At 56.7% G+C, this 20,223-nt stretch carries 21 protein-coding genes; 10 read left to right on the top strand and 11 right to left on the bottom strand.

Annotation, left to right across the window (positions count from 1 at the left end):
- The 3 genes from AC2FNC_RS16240 to AC2FNC_RS16230 all read right to left on the bottom strand — a co-directional run.
- Window positions 1-111 (bottom strand): GTP-binding protein (locus tag AC2FNC_RS16240; RefSeq protein ID WP_170744588.1); only part of this gene is annotated, 111 nt, incomplete at its 3' end.
- Window positions 112-223: 112 nt separating this feature from the next.
- Complete coding sequence (locus AC2FNC_RS16235) at window positions 224-817, bottom strand: hypothetical protein (protein WP_480473846.1); 594 nt, start codon at window positions 815-817, stop codon at window positions 224-226.
- A 99-nt stretch (window positions 818-916) separates the two neighbouring features.
- Window positions 917-3,265, bottom strand: coding sequence for a DNA topoisomerase IV subunit A (locus AC2FNC_RS16230; protein WP_496715921.1), 2,349 nt, complete (start codon window positions 3,263-3,265; stop codon window positions 917-919).
- A 201-nt stretch (window positions 3,266-3,466) separates the two neighbouring features.
- On the opposite strand from AC2FNC_RS16230, the gene AC2FNC_RS16225 reads away from it, so the two are divergent.
- The 6 genes from AC2FNC_RS16225 (at window position 3,467) to AC2FNC_RS16200 (ending at window position 7,734) form a co-directional block, all read left to right on the top strand.
- Complete coding sequence (locus AC2FNC_RS16225; RefSeq protein ID WP_496715920.1) at window positions 3,467-4,096, top strand: SH3 domain-containing protein; 630 nt, start codon at window positions 3,467-3,469, stop codon at window positions 4,094-4,096.
- Window positions 4,097-4,165: 69 nt separating this feature from the next.
- Window positions 4,166-4,993, top strand: a complete 828-nt coding sequence (locus tag AC2FNC_RS16220) for an SDR family NAD(P)-dependent oxidoreductase (protein ID WP_496715918.1) — start codon at window positions 4,166-4,168, stop codon at window positions 4,991-4,993.
- 77 nt (window positions 4,994-5,070) lie between these two features.
- Complete coding sequence (locus AC2FNC_RS16215; protein WP_480519502.1) at window positions 5,071-5,274, top strand: twin transmembrane helix small protein; 204 nt, start codon at window positions 5,071-5,073, stop codon at window positions 5,272-5,274.
- Complete coding sequence (locus AC2FNC_RS16210; RefSeq protein ID WP_267364209.1) at window positions 5,274-5,846, top strand: cob(I)yrinic acid a,c-diamide adenosyltransferase; 573 nt, start codon at window positions 5,274-5,276, stop codon at window positions 5,844-5,846. The genes AC2FNC_RS16215 and AC2FNC_RS16210 overlap by 1 nt, the downstream gene beginning before the upstream one ends.
- A gap of 200 nt (window positions 5,847-6,046) precedes the next feature.
- Window positions 6,047-6,805: an electron transfer flavoprotein subunit beta/FixA family protein gene (locus AC2FNC_RS16205; protein WP_267364208.1), complete on the top strand. Its 759-nt coding sequence runs from the start codon at window positions 6,047-6,049 to the stop codon at window positions 6,803-6,805.
- A complete protein-coding gene (locus AC2FNC_RS16200) occupies window positions 6,805-7,734 on the top strand; it encodes an electron transfer flavoprotein subunit alpha/FixB family protein (RefSeq protein WP_480556008.1) in 930 nt (309 codons plus the stop codon). The genes AC2FNC_RS16205 and AC2FNC_RS16200 overlap by 1 nt, the downstream gene beginning before the upstream one ends.
- 59 nt (window positions 7,735-7,793) lie before the next feature.
- On the opposite strand, the gene AC2FNC_RS16195 is transcribed toward AC2FNC_RS16200, so the two are convergent.
- Window positions 7,794-8,597: a DUF6473 family protein gene (locus AC2FNC_RS16195; protein ID WP_496715914.1), complete on the bottom strand. Its 804-nt coding sequence runs from the start codon at window positions 8,595-8,597 to the stop codon at window positions 7,794-7,796.
- Between the two features lie 164 nt (window positions 8,598-8,761).
- Here AC2FNC_RS16195 and AC2FNC_RS16190 point away from each other — a divergent pair, with 164 nt between their 5' ends.
- Window positions 8,762-9,637: a 3-hydroxybutyryl-CoA dehydrogenase gene (locus AC2FNC_RS16190; protein ID WP_209506328.1), complete on the top strand. Its 876-nt coding sequence runs from the start codon at window positions 8,762-8,764 to the stop codon at window positions 9,635-9,637.
- Between the two features lie 47 nt (window positions 9,638-9,684).
- Here AC2FNC_RS16190 and AC2FNC_RS16185 read toward each other — a convergent pair whose 3' ends face one another.
- The 7 genes from AC2FNC_RS16185 to AC2FNC_RS16155 are packed head-to-tail and all read right to left on the bottom strand — an operon-like array spanning window position 9,685 to window position 15,106.
- On the bottom strand, window positions 9,685-10,584 hold the full coding sequence (locus AC2FNC_RS16185) for a lysophospholipid acyltransferase family protein (RefSeq protein ID WP_480473853.1): 900 nt from the start codon (window positions 10,582-10,584) through the stop codon (window positions 9,685-9,687).
- A gap of 40 nt (window positions 10,585-10,624) precedes the next feature.
- Complete coding sequence (locus AC2FNC_RS16180; RefSeq protein WP_209506323.1) at window positions 10,625-10,894, bottom strand: HPr family phosphocarrier protein; 270 nt, start codon at window positions 10,892-10,894, stop codon at window positions 10,625-10,627.
- Window positions 10,895-10,910: 16 nt separating this feature from the next.
- A complete protein-coding gene (locus AC2FNC_RS16175) occupies window positions 10,911-11,303 on the bottom strand; it encodes a PTS sugar transporter subunit IIA (protein ID WP_209506320.1) in 393 nt (130 codons plus the stop codon).
- Window positions 11,300-12,181 carry an RNase adapter RapZ gene (gene rapZ / locus AC2FNC_RS16170; protein WP_480473854.1) on the bottom strand — a complete coding sequence of 294 codons (882 nt, stop codon included), beginning with the start codon at window positions 12,179-12,181 and terminating at the stop codon, window positions 11,300-11,302. The genes AC2FNC_RS16175 and rapZ overlap by 4 nt, the downstream gene beginning before the upstream one ends.
- The gene (locus AC2FNC_RS16165) at window positions 12,178-12,648 is read right to left on the bottom strand and encodes an HPr kinase/phosphorylase (protein ID WP_480607892.1); all 471 of its coding nucleotides are present in this window, start codon (window positions 12,646-12,648) and stop codon (window positions 12,178-12,180) included. The genes rapZ and AC2FNC_RS16165 overlap by 4 nt, the downstream gene beginning before the upstream one ends.
- Before the next feature lie 3 nt (window positions 12,649-12,651).
- Window positions 12,652-14,370: an ATP-binding protein gene (locus AC2FNC_RS16160; RefSeq protein ID WP_496715910.1), complete on the bottom strand. Its 1,719-nt coding sequence runs from the start codon at window positions 14,368-14,370 to the stop codon at window positions 12,652-12,654.
- Window positions 14,371-14,401: 31 nt separating this feature from the next.
- Entirely contained in the window at window positions 14,402-15,106 is a 705-nt protein-coding gene (locus tag AC2FNC_RS16155) for a response regulator transcription factor (RefSeq protein WP_209506312.1), read from the bottom strand.
- A gap of 345 nt (window positions 15,107-15,451) precedes the next feature.
- On the opposite strand from AC2FNC_RS16155, the gene AC2FNC_RS16150 reads away from it, so the two are divergent.
- The 3 genes from AC2FNC_RS16150 (at window position 15,452) to AC2FNC_RS16140 (ending at window position 20,008) form a co-directional block, all read left to right on the top strand.
- Complete coding sequence (locus AC2FNC_RS16150; RefSeq protein WP_496715908.1) at window positions 15,452-17,050, top strand: phosphoenolpyruvate carboxykinase; 1,599 nt, start codon at window positions 15,452-15,454, stop codon at window positions 17,048-17,050.
- 632 nt (window positions 17,051-17,682) lie between these two features.
- Window positions 17,683-18,972, top strand: a complete 1,290-nt coding sequence (locus AC2FNC_RS16145; protein WP_496715906.1) for a hypothetical protein — start codon at window positions 17,683-17,685, stop codon at window positions 18,970-18,972.
- 250 nt (window positions 18,973-19,222) lie between these two features.
- Window positions 19,223-20,008, top strand: coding sequence for a calcium-binding protein (locus AC2FNC_RS16140; protein WP_496715905.1), 786 nt, complete (start codon window positions 19,223-19,225; stop codon window positions 20,006-20,008).
- The last annotated feature ends 215 nt before the right edge of the window (window positions 20,009-20,223 follow it).

Below are 20,223 nucleotides of genomic sequence, written 5' to 3'. Positions count from 1 at the left end.
ACCAAAATACTTGGTGATCGCTGCGGTCAGCGTCGTCTTACCATGGTCAACATGCCCAATCGTGCCGATGTTGACGTGCGGTTTTGTACGCTCAAACTTTTCCTTTGCCATTCCTCAGGCGCCCTTTTGCGATTTGGGGGACCCTTGGTCCCGGGTTACTATCTGCGCGCGCGAGATATTTGGTTCAAAGGGGAAAATCAAGCACATCCTGAGGGAAATGCGGTTATCCCGCCGGATTTTGCGTAACCTCGGTGGAATCGAGGGGCTGGATCAGGTCTGGCCGTTTTTCGAACCAGCCATTCTCTTCATGTTCTTCAGCCAGCCACTCTTCGACCCGGTCGGCTACTTTCAGTGACAGACCGGCCATCTGTTCGTTTTTGGTACGCTCGTGCCCCGACCCTTTCAGCGCACTGCCTCCGGTCGTGTCTTCCAGCACCTGGAACTGCTTTCCCTTTGCCAGAAACTTTTCTTTCTTCACGTCATAAACGTTGACCAGCACAATCGCAGTGCTTTTGGGATTGTAGATGATCGGGATTCCCGGGGGCGCCAGCATGTAGCCTTCCAGGCTGATTCCGATGTCATATTCCTGCGTACCTTCATAACGGCCCAGACGAATATCGACTGCATTCTGGATGGCCTTCGTCCATTCGTCGGGTGTTGCATCGCGGGATACTGGCCCTTGCACGGCCTTGTCAGCGAACGCGTAGTTGACCCGCAGCTTGAATTCACCCAGCGATTCAGGCGGTTCATAAACCTGCGTCTGCGTGCATGCGGCCATCAGGGCCAATCCGGTGATTAGGGTCAGAATGCGCAACATGTCTCTCTGTCTCGATAGGCCTGTTTTTATTGGGTGTAGCGCACCGATACGGGTTGTGCCAAGCCGTATCGGTGGATTTCTACCGCAACCGGGGTCGGATCACGAAAACTTATAGTCCCGCGGGAAGCCGTAAGGCGCTTTTTTCCCTACGCTGGCGCGCTTGGACAGCCATTGGGACATATCTGCCTCATGCCGGGTCTTGTCGCCTCCCATGGACCATTTCAGGCCCTCCTCCCAGTTGAAGGTGGTGATGTCAGACAGACCGCCGTCCAGCTCAAGCGTTCCCTGCCGCCCGCGTGCCATATTGTATTTTTGCAGGCGCACGCCCTTGCCGCGAGTCATTTCGGGCAATTCTTCTGTCGGGAAGACAAGGAACTTGCCGTTCTGGGACACGATTGCAACGTGGTCGCCCTCGACCGGTTTGCAGATCACTGCTGTTTCGTCGTCCTTGACGTTCAGCACCTGCTTGCCGTTTCGCGTCTGGGCCAGCACGTCATCTTCGGGCACCATGAACCCGTTGCCCGCATCCGAGGCCACCAGCAGCTTGCGCCCCGGTTTGTGGATCAGGATATCGATGATCCGTGCCTCGTTCGGCAAATCGACCATGAGGCGCAGGGGTTCGCCCATGCCCCGCCCGCCGGGCAGGTTGGCCGCGCTGACTGTATAGAACCGCCCGTTCGAAGCGAAGACCAGCAACCGATCGGTCGTTTCCGCATGGAAGATAAAGCGCGGCCCATCGCCATCCTTGAACTTCAATTCACGGGTCAGGTCGATATGACCGGTCATGGCGCGAATCCAACCCATCTGAGAGCAGACGACCGTGATCGGTTCGCGGTCGATCATCGCCTCAAGCGGCACCTCTTCGACCTCACCCGCTTCGGCGAACCGCGTGCGGCGCGCGCCGCCTTCGTAATCTTTGCCGAAGGTCTTTTTCGTCTCTTTCAACTGCTCGGAAATCTTGGCCCATTGCAGGCCTTCGTCGGCCAACAAGTCTTCGAGGTTGGCACGTTCCAGCATCAACTCATCGCGTTCGCGAACCAGCTCCATCTCTTCCAGACGGCGCAGGCTGCGCAGGCGCATGTTGAGGATCGCGTCAACCTGAACCTCGGACAACTCGCCCTCGCCCGGTTTGGGTGAGACATAGTCGGCCTCGCTGGTGGCGCGGATGTGGGCGATCCCCCAATCCTCGCGCATCAGCGCGGCTTTGGGGTCTTCGTCGTAGCGGATGATGTCTATCACACGGTCGAGGTTCAGGAAGGCAACGATAAAGCCCTCCAACACTTCCAGCCGGTGGTCGATCTTGGCCATGCGGTGGCGCGAGCGGCGCAGCAGCACCTCTTGTCGGTGATCTAGAAACGCGCGCAGCACTTCCTTCATCGAGCAGACCTTGGGCGTCACCCCGTCGATCAGCACGTTCATGTTCAGGCTGAACCGCACCTCAAGGTCCGAGTTGCGATAAAGCATGCCCATCAGCACCTCAGGGTCCACATTCTTGGAGCGCGGCTCGAGGATCAGACGGATGTCATCGGCGGATTCGTCGCGCACATCGGCAAGGATCGGGATTTTCTTGGTCTGGATCAGCTCGGCGATCTTCTCGATCAGCTTGGACTTTTGAACCTGATAAGGAATCTCGGTGACGATGATCTGCCACTGTCCGCGCCCCAAATCCTCGACCTCGTACTTGCAGCGCAAACGGAACGAACCGCGCCCGGTGCGATAGGCTTGCGCGATATTCTCGGGCAGCTCGACAATCACGCCACCGGTCGGGAAGTCAGGGCCGGGCACGTAGTTCAGCAACGTGTCGTCGCGCGCCTCCGGTGTCTTGATCAGATGCAGACAGGCATCGCAGAGTTCCGAGATGTTGTGCGGCGGGATATTCGTCGCCATCCCCACCGCGATACCACTTGCGCCATTGGCCAGCAGGTTCGGGAACTGTGCAGGCAGCACGACCGGTTCGGTCAGGGTGCCGTCGTAATTGTCGCGGAAATCAACGGCGTCTTCGTTCAACCCTTCCAGCAGCGCCTCGGCCACGATGGTCATCCGCGCCTCGGTGTATCGCGAGGCCGCCGGGTTATCGCCGTCGATATTGCCGAAATTGCCCTGCCCGTCGACCAGCGGATAGCGGACGTTGAAATCCTGCGCCAGGCGCGCCATCGCATCGTAAATTGCAGCATCGCCATGCGGGTGATAGTTGCCCATCACGTCGCCGGAAATCTTGGCAGACTTCCGGAAACCTCCGGTTGCACTGAGTCGCAACTCTCTCATCGCATAGAGGATTCGGCGGTGAACCGGCTTCAACCCGTCCCGCGCATCGGGCAGCGCCCGGTGCATGATGGTGGACAGCGCATAGGTCAGATACCGCTCACCAATCGCGCGGCGCAGCGGTTCCGCCACCTCGCCCCCACCTGCAGGGGCCTCCATGTTGGGGTCATCGATCGTATCGTTCATATATGATGTGATACGACGCAAGTGCGCCCTGGTAAAGCGAGCAACACATAAATTGCTGGGGAAAAGTCGTGCTTTTTGCAACAGGGGGAGACACCATGTTGTTTTCCCCCATTTTTCGACTCGTCCCCCGAAATATGCTAAGCTTTCATCAATTGAGATACTGCCATTTGTTGATGTTACGATTGCCTTGGGGGATGCGCCATGACGCGCCTGATACTTGTTACCTTTGCCGCGCTCGGTTGGACCTTTTATGTGATGAGCGGCGGCCCCGATTTTGAACCGCGCGGCGTACGCCCTGCCAAACCGGAACGCGTGGTTGTCGTGGCCGAACCGGTTGCACCGGTCGTTGAACCTGCACCTGTTGAAGATTTGGTCACCCGGACCGCCGTCAAACCCGCTCTGGCGGATCCACCTGTTGCCGAGGCCGTAGCCCAGTTGGGTGAGACCGAAACAAAGGCCCTCCTCTCGCAGGTCGCGGCTGGCCTGAAAGCCAATCCCTCGCTGTTTAAAGACGAAAGCGTGACCCTGACCCTGGCATCATTGGAGCAGGGCGTAAGCGCGCTGGAGCAGGTGGTCACCGACGCTGAGTTGCCCGTCGTCGAACTGCCCACGCCTGCCGAGGCCCAGACCGACATCCGCGAAATTTCGGGCACCCGGGTTAATCTGCGCGATGGCCCCGGCACGATCTATCCCATCATCGGCAAGGCCGCGCTTGGCCAACGGGTCGAGGTCCTGAGTGACTCCGGCACCGGCTGGCTGCGCCTGCGGGTGTTGCCCGCGCAACAGGTTGGGTGGATTTCAGCATCACTTGTCCGGAAAACATCAAACTGACGCCCGGACGTCATTGCCCTGCCGCAAACCCCACCCTAGCTTTTGGCGGGGTTCAACTTCGGAAGGCACATGCAGAAATCGATTCTTATTACGGGATGCTCGTCGGGCATTGGGCTGGACGCAGCACACGGAATGCGTGCACGAGGCTGGCGTGTGTTTGCATCCTGCCGACAGCAGCGCGACTGTGATCGCCTGCGCGCGCAAGGGTTTGAAAGCCCAAGAATCGACTATACTGACCAAGACACCATTTCCTCGGGATTGTCACACGTACTTGAAGCAACGGGCGGTACGCTGGACGCGCTGTTCAACAACGGCGCGCATGGACTGCCCGGTGCGGTTGAAGACGTCCCGACAGACGCTCTGCGCCATATCTTTGAAACAAATGTCTTTGGATGGCACGAGCTGACCCGACAGGTTATTCCCGTCATGCGCGAGCAGGGCCACGGCCGGATCGTGCAATGTTCCTCGGTACTGGGCCTTGTCGCCTTCCCCTGGCGCGGCGCATATGTCGCCACCAAATACGCCATCGAAGGACTGACCGACACCTTGCGGCTGGAGCTGCGGGATACCGGCATTCAGGTCGTTTTGATCGAGCCCGGCCCGATCACCTCGAAGCTCAGGGAAAAGGCAATCCCGGTGTTCGAAAAGTACATCGACTGGGAGAACTCGGCCCTGCGGGAAAAATACGAAGGTTCGCTGCTGAAGCGGTTATACGAAAACAGTGCACCGGACCGGTTCGAACTGCCCGCCTCCGCCGTCACCGACAAGCTGGCCCATGCGGTCGAGGCGCGCCGCCCCAAACCACGCTACTATGTGACCACCCCGACATATGTCGCAGGGGTTCTGCGCCGGATTCTGCCAACAAAAGCCACGGACCGCATCCTTTCGGATATCTGAGACGTTATTTCCCGTTCGCTTTTCGGTGCCTTGACGCTAGATGGGTGATAATCGAAAAAACCGGACGGTGACTTTAAATGGACCCTTTAATGGTCATTCTGCTTCTGGCCATGGCGGCGGTTGTCGTTGTGTTAGCCCTGGGCATCGCGAATTTCGGCAAAGGCGGCATGGAAGCAGCTAAGAAAAGCAACAAGATGATGCGCCTGCGCATCCTCTTTCAGTTCATCGCCGTAGTTTTAATCGTGCTTTACGTCTATCTACGCGGGCAAGGAGTGCAGTAATGGTTGTGCTGAACAAAATCTACACACGCACCGGCGACGATGGCAAAACCGCACTGGGAAATGGCGAGCGTGTGGCAAAGTATTCGGGACGCGTTGCCGCCTACGGAACAGTGGACGAGTTGAATTCTTTTGTTGGCGTGGCCCGCACCGAGGCTGAAGGCGAAGTCGATGCCGCCCTGTCGCGGATTCAGAACGACCTGTTTGATCTTGGCGCAGATTTCTGCCGCCCTGAAATGGAGAAGGATGCCGAAGCGGACTATCCACCGCTGCGAATCGTATCCGCTCAGATCGACCGGCTGGAAGCCGAAATTGACATCATGAACGAAACATTGGAACCGCTGCGCAGCTTTATCCTGCCGGGGGGGTCGCGGCTGGCCGCGCATTTGCACGTGTGCCGCACCGTATCGCGTCGCGCCGAGCGATTGGCAGTCGAGTTGACAAATATGGAACCGGTTAACGACGTGGCCGTCAAATACCTCAACCGGCTAAGTGACTGGTTTTTCGTCGCGGCCCGTTGCGCAAACAATGATGGCAAGGACGACGTGCTGTGGGTTCCTGGCGCGAACCGCTGAATATTTCCCAGAAAATAGGCACAATGCGGGCAACAATCTTGCGTGCCTCAAGGTAAAAAACTGCAAAACGCGACGTCCCGACGCGACGACGTGACGATTTTGCTCTGTTTTGCGGGTGCAGCAGACGTTATCAAGTCCGACGAGAGCATTGGTGGAGTCGCCTTCGCGGCTTGCCGTTTTTTTGAGGAGAAAGCGCTACAATGAAGGTACTGGTACCTGTCAAACGCGTGATTGACTACAATGTGAAGGTCCGCGTGAAAGCGGACGGTAGCGGTGTTGATCTCGCCAATGTCAAAATGTCGATGAACCCGTTCGACGAGATTGCGGTTGAAGAGGCCATTCGCCTGAAAGAGGCTGGCAAGGCAGACGAAGTTGTTGCCGTTTCGATTGGTGTGAAGCAGGCGCAGGAGACGCTGCGGACCGCGCTGGCCATGGGGGCTGATCGCGCGATTCTGGTTGTTGCGACGGATGATGTGCACACCGATATCGAGCCGCTGGCGGTTGCCAAGATCCTGGCCAAAGTGGTCGAGGAAGAGCAGCCCGGCATCGTTCTGGCGGGCAAGCAGGCGATCGACAACGACATGAACGCCACCGGCCAGATGCTGTCGGCCCTGTTGGGCTGGTCGCAGGGCACCTTTGCCTCGGAACTGGATATCGAAGGCGACAGCGCCAAGATCACCCGCGAGGTGGATGGCGGGTTGCAGACCATCAGCGTTAAGATGCCGACCATCGTGACCGTTGACCTGCGCCTGAACGAGCCGCGTTATGCGTCGCTGCCCAACATCATGAAGGCGAAGAAAAAGCCGCTGGACGAGAAAACTGCCGCCGATTACGGCGTCGACGTCACGCCGCGCCTGGAAATCGTCAAGACCGAAGAACCGCCGGCACGGGCCGCAGGTATCATCGTTGGCTCGGTGGATGAGCTGGTTTCGAAACTCAAAGAAGCGGGGGCTGTGTAATGGCTGTACTTCTGCTTGCCGAAGTCAACAATGGCGAACTGGCGCTGGACGCCACCGCCAAGGCCGTCAACGCCGCCAGGGCGCTGGGTGACGTGACCGTTCTGGCCGCAGGTGGCTCGGCCGCCGCTGCCGGCGAGGCTGCCGCCAAGATCGACGGCGTGTCCAAGGTGCTGGTGGCCGAAGACGCGTCGCTGGGTCATCGCCTGGCGGAATCGACCGCCGCGCTGATCGTGGGTCTGGCCGATGGGTACGAGCATATCGTGGCCCCCGCGACCACCGACGCCAAGAACGTGATGCCGCGCGTCGCAGCCCTGCTGGATGTGATGGTGATCTCGGATGCCTCGGGCGTGGTTGACGGCTCGACGTTTGAGCGCCCGATCTATGCGGGCAACGCGATCCAGACCGTGAAGTCGAACGACGCCAAGAAGGTCGTCACCATCCGCACCGCGTCCTTCGATGCGGCGGGGACCGGCGGCTCGGCTGCGGTCGAGACCATCTCGGTCGGCGACAATCCCGGCCTGTCGTCGTGGGTCGAAGACAAGGTGGCTGCAAGCGACCGGCCAGAACTGACCTCGGCAGGCGTTGTTGTCTCGGGCGGCCGTGGTGTCGGCTCGCAAGACGACTTCAAGCTGATCGAAGCTCTGGCTGACAAGCTGGGTGCAGCGGTTGGCGCATCGCGCGCCGCTGTGGACTCGGGCTATGCCCCGAACGACTGGCAGGTGGGTCAGACCGGCAAGGTTGTTGCGCCTGATCTGTATGTCGCGGTCGGAATCTCGGGCGCAATCCAGCACCTTGCGGGCATGAAGGATTCAAAGGTCATCGTTGCGATCAACAAGGACGAAGAAGCACCGATCTTCCAGGTCGCCGACTTCGGACTGGTCGCCGACCTGTTCCAGGCGGTCCCGGAACTGACCGAAAAACTCGGCTGAACACAGCCCGGGATCTTAGCCCCACAATCACCAAAGGCCCGCCACCAAGCGGGCCTTTTTCAATTCAATCCCCTCAAAGCCGCCTCAAGCTTCAAGGCAATCACTCTATGCGCAGAGGGGCCGAGCATATGCTCGGCCACAGGCTGTTGCAGCGTCCCGAACAACACGTCCTTGATCTCGTCTGACAAGGAGGACACACTGACCGAGCATTCCACGACATCGGCACATAGCGGTCGAACCTGTTCGATCATGTCAGCGTCGGGCAGGACAAGGTCGCGATGCCGGTCTTCCTGTCGCTGTATATGCAGCCAGAGAAGAACAACCCCCGGCTTGATCCGGCGTATCAGCTCGGATGTGTTGCGCAACCAAGTCTCTCGCAACTCCTGTGCCACAACCTCAAAGCGCGCGTCCTTTATGACACGCAACCGTTCCAGCAAATGCCTGACAAAGTGGATTTCCGTGAAATCGACCTCGGGATAAAAGTCCAGCAGGTCGCACGAGGGTTCAAGAAACCGATCATTCCGACGCGGATGCACGCGATAAAACCTGTTCGACTGGTAAGGCACGTCCAGCACTTGCAGCACACAAAGGTCCGATCCGTTGACAAGATTTAAGACCCCCGGATCAGCAAGCAGTGCCTCAGCCCCGCAAAAAAGACTGCCAAAATTGATACAAGGCTGCGGCAATCTTTTTGCAAGCAATGCCGGGTATGGATATTCCACGAACCGGCCAAACGTCTCTTCTCCCCCCAGACAGGCCACATAGGGCGTCTCAAGATTTCCGGGCGGTGCCCGAAACCAAAGGTTTGATCCTGCATATTGGCACGCGGCCTCTGTGCTGTCGCTGACCCGATGAAAGCTCATACCAAGCCCCCCACATTTTCACCCAAATGCCAATTTGCGGCCTTAGGTATTGAGAATCTCCTAATGCGCGCATTTGAAGCAAAATTGACCGGTTCGATCCCCTTGCCGCCTGCCCCGGTCTGCCGATACTGTCCCGGTATCCTCCAGGGCAAAGGCAGCTGAACATGGAAGTTAAATCGGTCGGGGTGATTGGCGCGGGTCAGATGGGCAACGGCATTGCTCATGTTCTGGCTTTGGCGGAATACGATGTCTTGCTGAATGATGTCAGTCAGGATGCGTTAAACAGCGCAATGGCCACGATCGAAGGCAACATGGCGCGTCAGGCATCACGCGGCAAGATCACTGACGATGCGATGCAGGCGGCCCTGAAGCGTATTACAACCACCCTTGAATTGCCGCAGCTGGGACAGACCGATCTGGTGATCGAAGCTGCGACCGAGCGGGAAACGGTCAAACAGGCCATTTTCGAAGATCTGCAGCCACACCTCCTGCCGCATACGATCCTGACGTCGAATACGTCGTCCATTTCCATCACGCGTCTGGCCAGCCGTACCGACCGACCCGAACGTTTCATGGGTTTTCACTTCATGAACCCGGTTCCGATCATGCAATTGGTGGAACTGATCCGCGGTATCGCAACGGATGAGGAAACCTTCAAAGCCTGCAAAGCGGTGGTGGACCGGTTGGGCAAAACGGCTGCCAGCGCCGAAGATTTCCCGGCTTTCATTGTCAACCGCATTCTGATGCCGATGATCAACGAAGCCGTTTATACGCTGTATGAAGGTGTCGGAAGCGTCCAGTCCATCGACCAATCGATGAAGCTGGGCGCGAATCACCCTATGGGGCCTTTGGAATTGGCGGATTTCATCGGGCTGGACACCTGTCTGGCCATCATGAACGTCTTGCATGATGGTCTGGCTGATACCAAGTATCGCCCCTGCCCACTTTTGACGAAATACGTCGAGGCCGGATGGCTGGGGCGCAAGACGCAGCGCGGTTTCTATGATTATCGCGGCGAGGTGCCGGTTCCGACACGTTAACAAAACCGCCCTTGCCAAGCACGGTGTCGGTCAGATGAAGACACGGATCAGGATTGGCCTGACTTGCCCAGCGACATTGTATGGTTTCTGAGCCAGGTCATGAAACCACGCGGGTCACGCTCCAACTGTTCCATGTCCTGATCCGAGATCGGATCGCCGATGACTGGCGATTGCGGTTTTTTGCACGAGCGGACGATTTCATGCAGCAGCAAGCCTTGCCGCAGGATCGGCGACAGTTTGTTGGCGATCTGGTACCATCGCGAGTTGCTGCCGGGAAAGAAAATAGGCACCACGCGCGCGCCTGAACGGCGGATCATTTTTGCGGTGAACACATTCCACTCGCGCTCGACTGCGGGGCCAAACCAGTCATCCGATGACATGACGACACCGGACGGGAACAGCGCCACGACGCCGCCGTCCTTCAGATGGTCCATCGCCTTGCCACGCATTTCCAGCATCTTGGCCTGCGCCTCGGGGTCATGCGGAAATGGAACCGGGATCATGAAAGATGTCGCGGCCTCATCCAGACCCGTCAGGACCGAGCGGGTCAGAATGCGATAATCACTGCGGACCCGCCCGATCAACTCGGCCAGAATCATACCATCCACCATTCCGTGGGGGTGGTTGGCAACGACAACCACAGGGCCGGTTTTTGGAATACGGGCGATCTGCTCTAGCGGCGTGGTCAGGTCGATCCCCATCACCTCAAGCGCGCCACCCCAGAACCGCTGCCCACGATAAAATTCGTTCTTTTTCTCGAATTTGTTGACCATCCGCAGAATGGTCAGCTTGCCCGTGCACCATTCGATGGCGCGAATGGCCGTTGAAGTCCAGGCGTCATCGAACGAGTTTGCATAGGTCAGAGTTCTACGGTCGTAGATCTCGCCCTGATCTGCGGTCCCATCCACCACCGGGCTTGTCTTGGTCTCGTGCGTCGTTTCCGCCAATTCCTGGTCTTCCCGTTCTTCCTGTCCCGGCAAGGGCAGCTTAGAACCCCTCTCCGAACTTGTCGTTCACAAGCGCTTCCAGAGCTTCTGCCAATGCTTCAGCATCCGGCCCGGAGGTCTCGACGTCAATAGTTGTTCCGCGAGAGGCTGCCAACATCAAAAGGCCCATAATACTGTCACCTGACGCAGAAATTCCGTCCTTCGACACCTCGGCATGCGCGTCGAAACCTTCCACAACCTCGACCAGTTTTGCCGAGGCGCGGGCATGCAGACCTTTTTCATTGATAATTTTCAGGCTTCGGGTGGTCATATTCATCAATCCGGTTTTAGTCCAAAGTCACATTTTGCGCATTGATGTATTTCCGTCCAGCTTCCATTGCCTGGCGGACAGCATCACCAACGGGTAAGTGGCGGCTTTTGGCCAATTTAATGAGCATTGGCAGGTTTGCCCCATACAATATCCGCCGATCCTGAGGCGCACAGGCCCGCAGGCTGAGATTTGAAGGGCTGCCACCGAACAGGTCGGTTACAACGACAACACCGTCGCCCATATCCACTTCGTCAGCCGCACGACAGATTTCCGCCTGTTTTTCATCCCTATCGTGGTCGGGTTCGATCGCAATGGCCACAAGGCCGGGCTGCGGTCCGACCACATGCTGTGTGGCGGCCAGGTATTCCTGGGCCAAACCGCCATGCGCAACGATCACTATTCCGATCAATCCGACCTCACACTCAACGACCGACGTTCCATCTCGCGATGTCTAATTGCCACCTGCTGCCCGTCCTCTGCAAGGGCCTTTGCAACAGCTTCTGCCATTGCGACGGATCTGTGTTGCCCACCCGTGCATCCAAAAGCCACCGACAGATGTGCTTTTCCTTCGGCCCGAAAGGCCGGCAGCAACAAAGTAAGCAAATCCATAACACGTTCAAGAAAGGGTGCGTAATTCATATCCGATTGAACAAAGCGCGCAACGTCCGAGTGCCGCCCGTCCGCCGCCCGCAACTCGGGGCGCCAATACGGGTTTGCCAGAAACCGGCAATCAAAGACCATGTCCAGTCCGCGCGGAAGGCCCCGCTTGTACGAAAACGACTCGATTGAAACTGCCAGATGTCGCCCCCCTTGGGGCGCAAACCAGTTTTCAACTTCTTCCCGCAGCTGATGCACGTTCAGATGGCTTGTATCGATCAGGGTATCTGCAATCTCGCGTATGGGGGCCAGCAGCTCTTTTTCACGCTGAACGCCGGTCTCAGGGCTGGCATTCTTGGCAACGGGGTGCCGCCTGCGGGTTTCCGAAAACCGGCGCACCAACACGTCGTCGCTGCAATCCAGATACAGAACGGTCAAATCCACCCGCGCCATGCGACCCAGGCTTTCGGCCAGTTCGATAAACCCGATTGTCGAGAAATCGCGATTGCGGGCGTCAATGCCCAGCGCCATTGGGCGGTCGCTGTCCGCACTGTCCAGCAGGCGCAGCAACAGGCCCATCGGCAAGTTGTCGATAGCCTCAAAGCCCAGGTCTTCCAGGACATGAATGGCTGTGGATCTTCCGGCCCCTGATGGGCCTGTAACCAACACGATCCGCCGTTGCTCTGTCATTTGTTCGGCCATTCCGGGTGTACACGCCCATATTTCAGAAGCTGCATCAACGCTGCGGCCAAGTTGGGCACGCCTGCCCCGCGAAGCAAGGGAACAGTTTGCCCCAGCAGCACGATTGTCGCCTCGGCAGGCAACCTCTGCGGCTCGTTTTGATCCAGGTCCATAACATAGTCCAAGGGGACCGGTCCGAATGCATCCGCTTTGATCAAACCAATGTGACGGGCCTCGATCAAACCCTGTATCTGCGGCACGGCGGCGGCAATGACCTGATGGCCCCGCCTTGACAGTTCGACCCGATCATCCGCAACCAGCCCTGCCCCATAGGTCATCATCTGCAATGCCAATGCCGATTTTCCCGCGCCCGAGGCACCGACAATCAACAGCCCGCGCCCGGCCACTGTTATACATGAGGCATGAACACAAGCGCTGTCCCGGTCTTTGGCGTCTGACAGAGAACTTGCTTGCATGGTTTATAAGGGCAACCCCACCACAAAACGCGCGCCCAGCGGGTCTGACGTGATATCAGCCTCTGTCGGGCGGATATTCTCAGCCCAGATTACGCCGCCATGGGCTTCGACAATCTGTTTCGAGATGGCCAAACCGAGCCCCGAATTGTTGCCGAAATGCTCGGGTGGGCGTTGCGAATAGAATCGCTTGAACACTTTGGTCAAGGCCTGTTCCGGAATACCCGGCCCGGTGTCTTCGACCACGACAAGAACACGGTTGTCGCGCTGACGCACCCAGACCCTGATCGCGTCATTTTCTTCACAGAAGGAAATGGCATTGGTGATCAGATTGACGAAAACCTGCGCCAGCCGGGCCTCAAGCCCGTTGATGACAATCGGATCGGATGGCAGATCGGTGATATAGTCGATCCCCTTCGATCGCGCATCCTCACCCAGATATTGACCTAAATTGCCAATCAGTTTGAGCAGATCAAAGGGTTGCTCTTCTTCCTTGACCAGTTCCGCGTCAAGACGCGATGCATTCGAGATGTCGCTGACCAGCCGGTCCAGACGCCGAACGTCATGCTCGATCACAGCCAGCAGCTTGTCGCGCTGATCTTCGCGCTTGACCATGCGAAATGTACCGACAGCGGATTGCAAGCTGGCCAGGGGGTTCTTGATTTCATGGGCGACATCAGCTGCGAACTGTTCGTTTGCGTCAATCCGATTATACAGAGCATTTACCATGCCCCGCAAAGCGCGGCTAAGGCGGCCGATTTCATCCGGACGGGCGCTAAGATCAGGGATGCGAATGCGCCCCGGATTTACCCCTGTGCCCCGGTCCTTACCCATTTCCGCCGCTGCGGCCAGATCTGCCAGCGGGTTGGCGATGGTCGAAGCCAGCACAAGGCTCAGACCCACCGAAACCAGCAAAGCCACCACGAACATTTGCAGGATGCGTTCCTGCTCGCGACGGGCCAATGCGTCAATCTCGCCTGCTGGGCCGGTGATGGCGACCGCTCCGGCCGGGGTATCTTCGTAGAGGATCGGCGCAGCGGCCACGATCACGGTCTCACCTGCGGCGTCCTGAACAGCCTGCACCTGACTTTGGCCTGCCAGCGCCTGCGGGATTATTCCCTGCACCCGTTGTGCCAGCGTCGGTGCCTCGACCTCGGTCGACCAGTTGAGAAGGTTCGACACACCGATCCACACCGCGTTCAGCGTGTCGCTGATTACTGTGCTGCCGGTTTGCAGCTCGGAATTGGTTTGCAGAAGAACCGGCATGGTCGACGCTTGCGGGGCGCCGCGTGTCCAGCCAATCAGGGTGCCACTGGCGTCATAGACAAAGACTTCGCCGCCTTCGGGAAGTGTCAACCCAGACAGCGTATCTCTTACGTCGAGGTTCCCAGCATCCTGTGCGGTGTGTTGCGCACCCTGTCGCAGCTGGGTTTCAAAGACGTTGCTGACCAGCTGCGCATCGCCAAGCAGATTGCGCGCTGTTTGCTGAACCGTCTCTTTCCGCGAATCGTCCAGATACAGCAGCCCCGTAACCAGGATCACCAGCGCGATCAGGTTAAAGGTGATGATCTTGCGCGCCAAAGGCGAGCCTCGCAGAGAAAACAGGTTTCTCTGAGAACGTTTTTCCCTCAGTTCCGCTGACTCGGAATCGTCGGGAATGACCCAGTCATCCCCGAGTACGACGTCACCGTCACGTAGTTCGCTTGCTGCTTCGGTGTCGCGCACGAGAGCCCATTACCCCTTGCTGGCGTGGCGCCTATTCTTCGTTGTACCGGTAACCGATACCATAAAGGGTTTCGATCGCCGAAAACTCGGGATCAGCCGCGCGCATCTTCTTGCGCAGACGCTTGATGTGGCTGTCGATCGTCCGGTCATCCACATAAACCTGATCATCATAGGCCACATCCATCAGCTGGTCGCGGCTTTTGACGAAACCCGGACGCTGGGCAAGTGCCTGAAGAAGCAGGAATTCGGTCACGGTCAGGGATACATCATTCCCTTTCCAGCTGACTGCATGGCGCAGCGGGTCCATCCGCAAGTCGCCGCGTTCCATAACCTTTGTGTCATTGCTATTGGCAGTGATCGCGTCGCCGCTTGTTGCTTCTTGCCGGCGCAGCAGCGCGCGGATGCGCTCAACCAGCAACCGTTGCGAGAAGGGCTTTTTTACATAGTCATCCGCGCCCATGCGCAGACCCAGAACCTCGTCGATTTCATCATCTTTCGAGGTCAGAAAGATCACCGGCATCTGCGTTTTCTGACGCAACCGCTGTAGCAGATCCATGCCATCCATACGCGGCATCTTTATATCGAGCACGGCCATGTCCGGCAACTTCTTGTTGAACGCATCCAACGCGGCCTGGCCATCATTATAAGTTTCAACCTCGAAACCTTCGGCTTCGAGTGTCATGGATACAGACGTCAGAATGTTTCTATCGTCATCCACAAGTGCAATCTTTGACATCGGGCTCACCCCTATTCCTGCTCACTCGCGCAATAATTCGCTTATTTGTAAGGCATTGTTGGCGGTTTTAAGACGCCGAATCAATCCGTAACTGCGAATCGTGCCTTTGTTGCGGCAGGTCTGCGGCAAATTTGCCTTTATGCCCGCAAAAATATGCCCGGTTCTCGGTCATCGAATTTTTGATGGCGCTAAACCCGAGCTTGGTTGCGCTAACTGCGTCAAACCCGCCTGTTCATGTCCTGAACGACCATGATAAGACGCGCTCAGCCGCCGGTTTTCCCGGTACACTGCCCCAAAGGCGCCTCAGGGCCCAATGCCCCGGCGCCGCCACAGGAGAAGACACACATGACATCTGGACGGGTTAACCCGCAATTCCGCCTCGAGGATCAGGGCATCGAGGGTCTGGGCAATGTCTATTATAACTTCATGGAACCGGCGCTGATCGAAGAAGCGTTGAAGCGCGGCGAAGGTACACTTGGAAATGGCGGTGCCTTTCTGGTCACCACTGGCAAGTTCACCGGTCGCTCGCCCAAGGACAAGCATGTCGTCAAAACCAGCAGCGTGGCCGACACCATCTGGTGGGAAAACAATGCCGAGATGAGCTCCGAGGGATTTGACGCCCTCTACCAAGACATGCTGGCGCATATGAAAGGCCGTGACTATTTCGTGCAGGACCTCGTCGGGGGCGCCGATCCAACCTACGCAATCAACGTGCGCATGGTGACCGAGCTTGCCTGGCACAACCTGTTCATCCGCCACCTGTTGCGCCGTCCCGACCGCGAGGATCTGGACGAGTTCACCGCAGACTTCACCATCATCAACTGCCCTAGCTTCAAGGCTGACCCGGCCAAACATAACTGCCGCGGCGAAACGGTGATCGCGCTGAACTTCGACCGCAAGCTGATCCTGATCGGCGGCACCGAATATGCAGGTGAAAATAAGAAATCCGTATTCACCCTGCTGAACTACATGCTGCCCGAAAAGGGTGTGATGCCGATGCACTGCTCGGCCAACCATGCTGTCGGCAACGCGGTCGACACCGCCGTGTTCTTTGGCCTGTCCGGCACTGGCAAGACAACCCTGTCCGCCGATCCGTCGCGCACGCTGATCGGGGATGACGAGCACGGCTGGTCGGATCGGGGCACCTTCAACTTCGAAGGCGGCTGCTATGCCAAGACCATCAACCTGAACGCCGAAGCCGAGCCGGAGATTTACGCGACCACCTCGAAATTCGGCACCGTGATCGAAAACATGGTCTTTGACGCCGAGACCAAGGAACTGGATTTCGACGACGACTCGCTGACCGCGAACATGCGTTGCGCCTATCCGCTTGAGTATATTTCGAACGCATCCAAAAGCGCGCTGGGTGGGCATCCGAAAAACATCATTATGCTGACCTGCGATGCCTTTGGTGTACTGCCTCCGATCGCGCGGCTGACGCCTGCGCAGGCAATGTATCACTTCCTGTCGGGCTTCACGTCAAAGGTGGCCGGGACCGAGCGTGGCGTTACCGAACCGCAACCCACCTTCTCGACCTGCTTTGGTGCTCCGTTCATGCCGCGCCGCCCGGAAGTCTACGGAAACCTGCTGCGCGACAAGATCGCCCAACACGGCGCGACCTGTTGGCTGGTCAACACAGGCTGGACCGGTGGCGCCTATGGTATCGGCAGCCGGATGCCGATCAAGGCCACCCGTGCCCTGCTGACCGCAGCGCTGGATGGTTCGCTGCGCGACGCCGAGTTCCGCAAGGACGCCAATTTCGGCTTTGACGTTCCCGTCTCTGTCCCGGGTGTCCCCGAAGTTCTGCTTGACCCACGTCGGACCTGGGATGATCAGGCCGCATTCGACAAACAGGCCGAGAAACTGGTGCAGATGTTTGCCGAGAACTTCGAGCAGTATCTGCCATTCATTGATGACGACATCAAAGCCGTCGCAATCGGATAAACGAAAAAAAGGGGCCGCTGGGCAAGCCACTATAGGTAAATGTTGACGGGCTATCGACCAGCAGCTAACCTGCTGGTCGTTTTCGTTTAGAAATATGAGCTTGTGACGTGCCGGAACCCAAGAAGGCTTCGCAAAAATCTGCGAACAAAATGAGAACTCGGCTTCCTCGCCTGCCCGGAGGTTTCTCAGTCAATTTTTGCCGCAATCCACTTTGTGACCTTTACGGCGTGTTACCTGACCCACGAGATGGGCGCGGCCGACCAGCTACTCCTGGTTCGAACTTGGCGCGGGGCAAGGTCTCCGGGTCTGGAGATGAGCGCACCTATGTTTGCCCAAGTTGCGGACGGTCTAGCATCCTCAAGTCCAACAAGGCATTGGCGGAAGAATACGCAAGGCTCTCCCGCATGAATAGAAGAACAAAACGTGAAAGTTGTCCGAGTGTTGCATGTATCAATCATGGAGCGACCGTTGGGCTCATGCCGAGCCGGTATCGAAAGTTCGGTAAGACGGCCAAAGGAGATCCAAGATATCAATGCAAAGCGTGTAAGAAGACCTTCTCGATTGGTCGCTCGACGAGGCGACATAAGCGTAGTGACCTAAATGGTAAAGTCTTTAGATCGCTGGTTAATGGCGTGACGCTTTCAGCTATCTCACGAGTACTCGATACATCACTTCCGGAAGTCTATTCGAAGATCGACTTCATCCACGAGCAATGCCAAGCCTTTGCGGCAGATCGGGAGAAGCGACTGCCCGAAGTATTTGAAGGGGATAGTCCTCACTTCGCCACGGACACACAAATCCTTCAGGTGAACTGGCCCGACAGAGGTATTCGTAAACTTGTAGAAGTGCGCCACATGTGCACCGTCCACAGCGACAGCAAGTATGTCATTGCGTCTACAACAGATGTTGATCCTGACGTTCACCCGCTTGCCGTCGAAAAGGCGATGGATATTGTCGGAGACAAAGAAAAGCCTCGTTCTATGCGGGAGAACGCTCGGATTTGGTTTGCCAGTGAGTACATCGAGTACATTTGCAAGCGACACAAGGCGACCAACCCAAAATCAAGTAGGTGGCACCGTAACAAAAAGCCAAGAGAACTTGATGACGATATCAGGCTCCTTGAGATGGCCGCTAGGGTTCGACAAGACGCGGCCGAGTTTGCACATATCATGCTGCTCAAGAAGAAGATCGGTCGGAAGTATCGACTGCTGAACTTTTCAGTTGACCGCGATACGGGTGTCTCTTCAGCCTTTTTGGCTGTGTTCAAAAATGAAGTGCAGAAGAGATTGGTGCGGATTGCAGACGTCACCATGGCAAAGAATGAAAGCCATCCGCGACGCCTGGGGTTTGTGGCTGATGGTAACAAGGAATTAGAGCGCGTGGAGTATTTGATGCGTCAGGCAGGGTACTTGCCTGGAGACGGTGATCAGGCTGTCTTCAGGCCACAGGACGGCGCCATGGAGTACCTTTTGGAAGCCTCCTTTGGCAATGTGGCGCTCTCCGACATCAGGGCGCTCCTAATGGATCATACCGGTCAGTCTGAATCGGCCGGCATTCACTATCCATTCCACTTCATCAACGAGCCGCATAAGCGGGTGATTTTCCGCACTGACCCAACACGATTAGATTTTGCCCAGATGGCACAGTTCGCAGTTCGGGCGGGAACGCATCCGGTGGACATGTATCACGCTCGGGCACGGACCAAGGTCATGGGATTTGAGCGTGGTTTGTCAACCTCGGGCCGCAAAAGCCTGTGGTACTACAAGCAGTACTACAATCCGGTCATGGTCATGAAGCTGGTGGATATCCTGAGGTTTGCCCATAACTACACCGACCTCATGGTAAAAGAACACAAGAGCCCAGCTATGAAACTCGGTATTGCAAAGGGCTTTGTGTATGATCGGGATCTCTTCAGTTTCTGAACTCGGCAAGCAAAAAAAACGCCGTTCGTTTTTGCGTTACGCTAAGGCTGCTCTGCGGGACAAAGCTTTGATTAAAAATGTCAATTCTAAAAGTAATCTCAAGCGCAGCTAGTACTTTCGCCCCTAACATTACTAGCTCCAGACAAAAGAACGGAACAAATAAGCGGCTCAATTGATATGGATCAGGGAACGCATCGCGATAATAGAATATAAAAGCCCCCTATTTTTTACAGCGTTGGAGGAGGGAATAATGACTGTAATCACTGGCACCGACAATCGCGACGTAGTCATCAAGCCGGATGACGATGTCAACTTTGTTAACTTGCTTGGCGGAAATGACTTTCTGTTCATAGATGGCATCGGAACGAACGTGGACATGGGTTCCGGCAACGACAAAATAATTGCCAAAGATGCCTACAGTATCGACTCAGTTTTTTTAGGCGATGGAGACGATATCTTTATTGGGATTGGTAACACAACCGGCCGGTCAGTAGAGGGCGGTGACGGAAATGACTTGCTGAAAGCTGGGAGTGCGGGATTGCGACTTTCCGGCGGCAATGGCGATGACACACTGATTGGCGGCCCGGGAAATGATGATCTCATAGATGATCTTGGTTTGATGTTTAACCTTGATCAGGGTGACGATTTGATGATCGGCGGCGGCGGCGACGACAACCTGTATTTCAAAGGCGGTGATGACGTTGGAATCGGCGGGGCGGGCGAGGATTATTTTCGGTTCAACCTGATAGACTCGCCTTTTGATGACAGCATGGCAACCGATGTGGTTGTGGATTTTACACCCGGTGAGGACATGCTGGTCTTTAACGCCAGTAAAGATGGGCCATTTCAGAACTTCGGCGATCTGGACACCAATGGGAATGGTGTCTTGGATGATGGGGACGATCACGTGACCATTCAAGGCGGCACGACAATCGATTTTTCGTCTGCGTATGGGAATGATCCCGGAACTGACACGTTAACCATTCTTGGCGAACAGGCACTTACGGAGGCTGATTTCGTTTGGTTCCTGTATTAAGCGTATTCTGGGGGAAAACGTCGTCACTTTGATTGAGGCCAAATCTATGGTGTTTAGGCTATGTTATTGATCGTAGCTCACCACCAAATGCTGTGTCCGCTTTGGGACTATTTTGTTGAAAAACTCGGGCTTGATCGGTTGGTAAGTTGCTGATTCAATTCTTCCTAAAGGGAGGGATCAGCCATGATGGGACCGAGACAGGAAGCGCAAGCGTC

The organism is Ruegeria sp. BHSA123 (genome assembly GCF_059613425.1).
Note: the sequence above shows the minus strand (reverse complement) of the source record. Positions and strands in the feature narration are given on the sequence as shown.

Excerpts from the sequence above, each read along its gene's own strand:
- AC2FNC_RS16235 (WP_480473846.1), bottom strand. The coding sequence starts at position 817 with ATGTTGCGCATTCTGACCCTAATCACCGGATTGGCCCTGATGGCCGCA.
- AC2FNC_RS16230 (WP_496715921.1), bottom strand. The coding sequence starts at position 3,265 with ATGAACGATACGATCGATGACCCCAACATGGAGGCCCCTGCAGGTGGG.
- AC2FNC_RS16225 (WP_496715920.1), top strand. The coding sequence starts at position 3,467 with ATGACGCGCCTGATACTTGTTACCTTTGCCGCGCTCGGTTGGACCTTT.
- AC2FNC_RS16220 (WP_496715918.1), top strand. The coding sequence starts at position 4,166 with ATGCAGAAATCGATTCTTATTACGGGATGCTCGTCGGGCATTGGGCTG.
- AC2FNC_RS16215 (WP_480519502.1), top strand. The coding sequence starts at position 5,071 with ATGGACCCTTTAATGGTCATTCTGCTTCTGGCCATGGCGGCGGTTGTC.
- AC2FNC_RS16210 (WP_267364209.1), top strand. The coding sequence starts at position 5,274 with ATGGTTGTGCTGAACAAAATCTACACACGCACCGGCGACGATGGCAAA.
- AC2FNC_RS16205 (WP_267364208.1), top strand. The coding sequence starts at position 6,047 with ATGAAGGTACTGGTACCTGTCAAACGCGTGATTGACTACAATGTGAAG.
- AC2FNC_RS16200 (WP_480556008.1), top strand. The coding sequence starts at position 6,805 with ATGGCTGTACTTCTGCTTGCCGAAGTCAACAATGGCGAACTGGCGCTG.
- AC2FNC_RS16195 (WP_496715914.1), bottom strand. The coding sequence starts at position 8,597 with ATGAGCTTTCATCGGGTCAGCGACAGCACAGAGGCCGCGTGCCAATAT.
- AC2FNC_RS16190 (WP_209506328.1), top strand. The coding sequence starts at position 8,762 with ATGGAAGTTAAATCGGTCGGGGTGATTGGCGCGGGTCAGATGGGCAAC.
- AC2FNC_RS16180 (WP_209506323.1), bottom strand. The coding sequence starts at position 10,894 with ATGACCACCCGAAGCCTGAAAATTATCAATGAAAAAGGTCTGCATGCC.
- rapZ (WP_480473854.1), bottom strand. The coding sequence starts at position 12,181 with ATGACAGAGCAACGGCGGATCGTGTTGGTTACAGGCCCATCAGGGGCC.
- AC2FNC_RS16165 (WP_480607892.1), bottom strand. The coding sequence starts at position 12,648 with ATGCAAGCAAGTTCTCTGTCAGACGCCAAAGACCGGGACAGCGCTTGT.
- AC2FNC_RS16155 (WP_209506312.1), bottom strand. The coding sequence starts at position 15,106 with ATGTCAAAGATTGCACTTGTGGATGACGATAGAAACATTCTGACGTCT.
- AC2FNC_RS16150 (WP_496715908.1), top strand. The coding sequence starts at position 15,452 with ATGACATCTGGACGGGTTAACCCGCAATTCCGCCTCGAGGATCAGGGC.
- AC2FNC_RS16140 (WP_496715905.1), top strand. The coding sequence starts at position 19,223 with ATGACTGTAATCACTGGCACCGACAATCGCGACGTAGTCATCAAGCCG.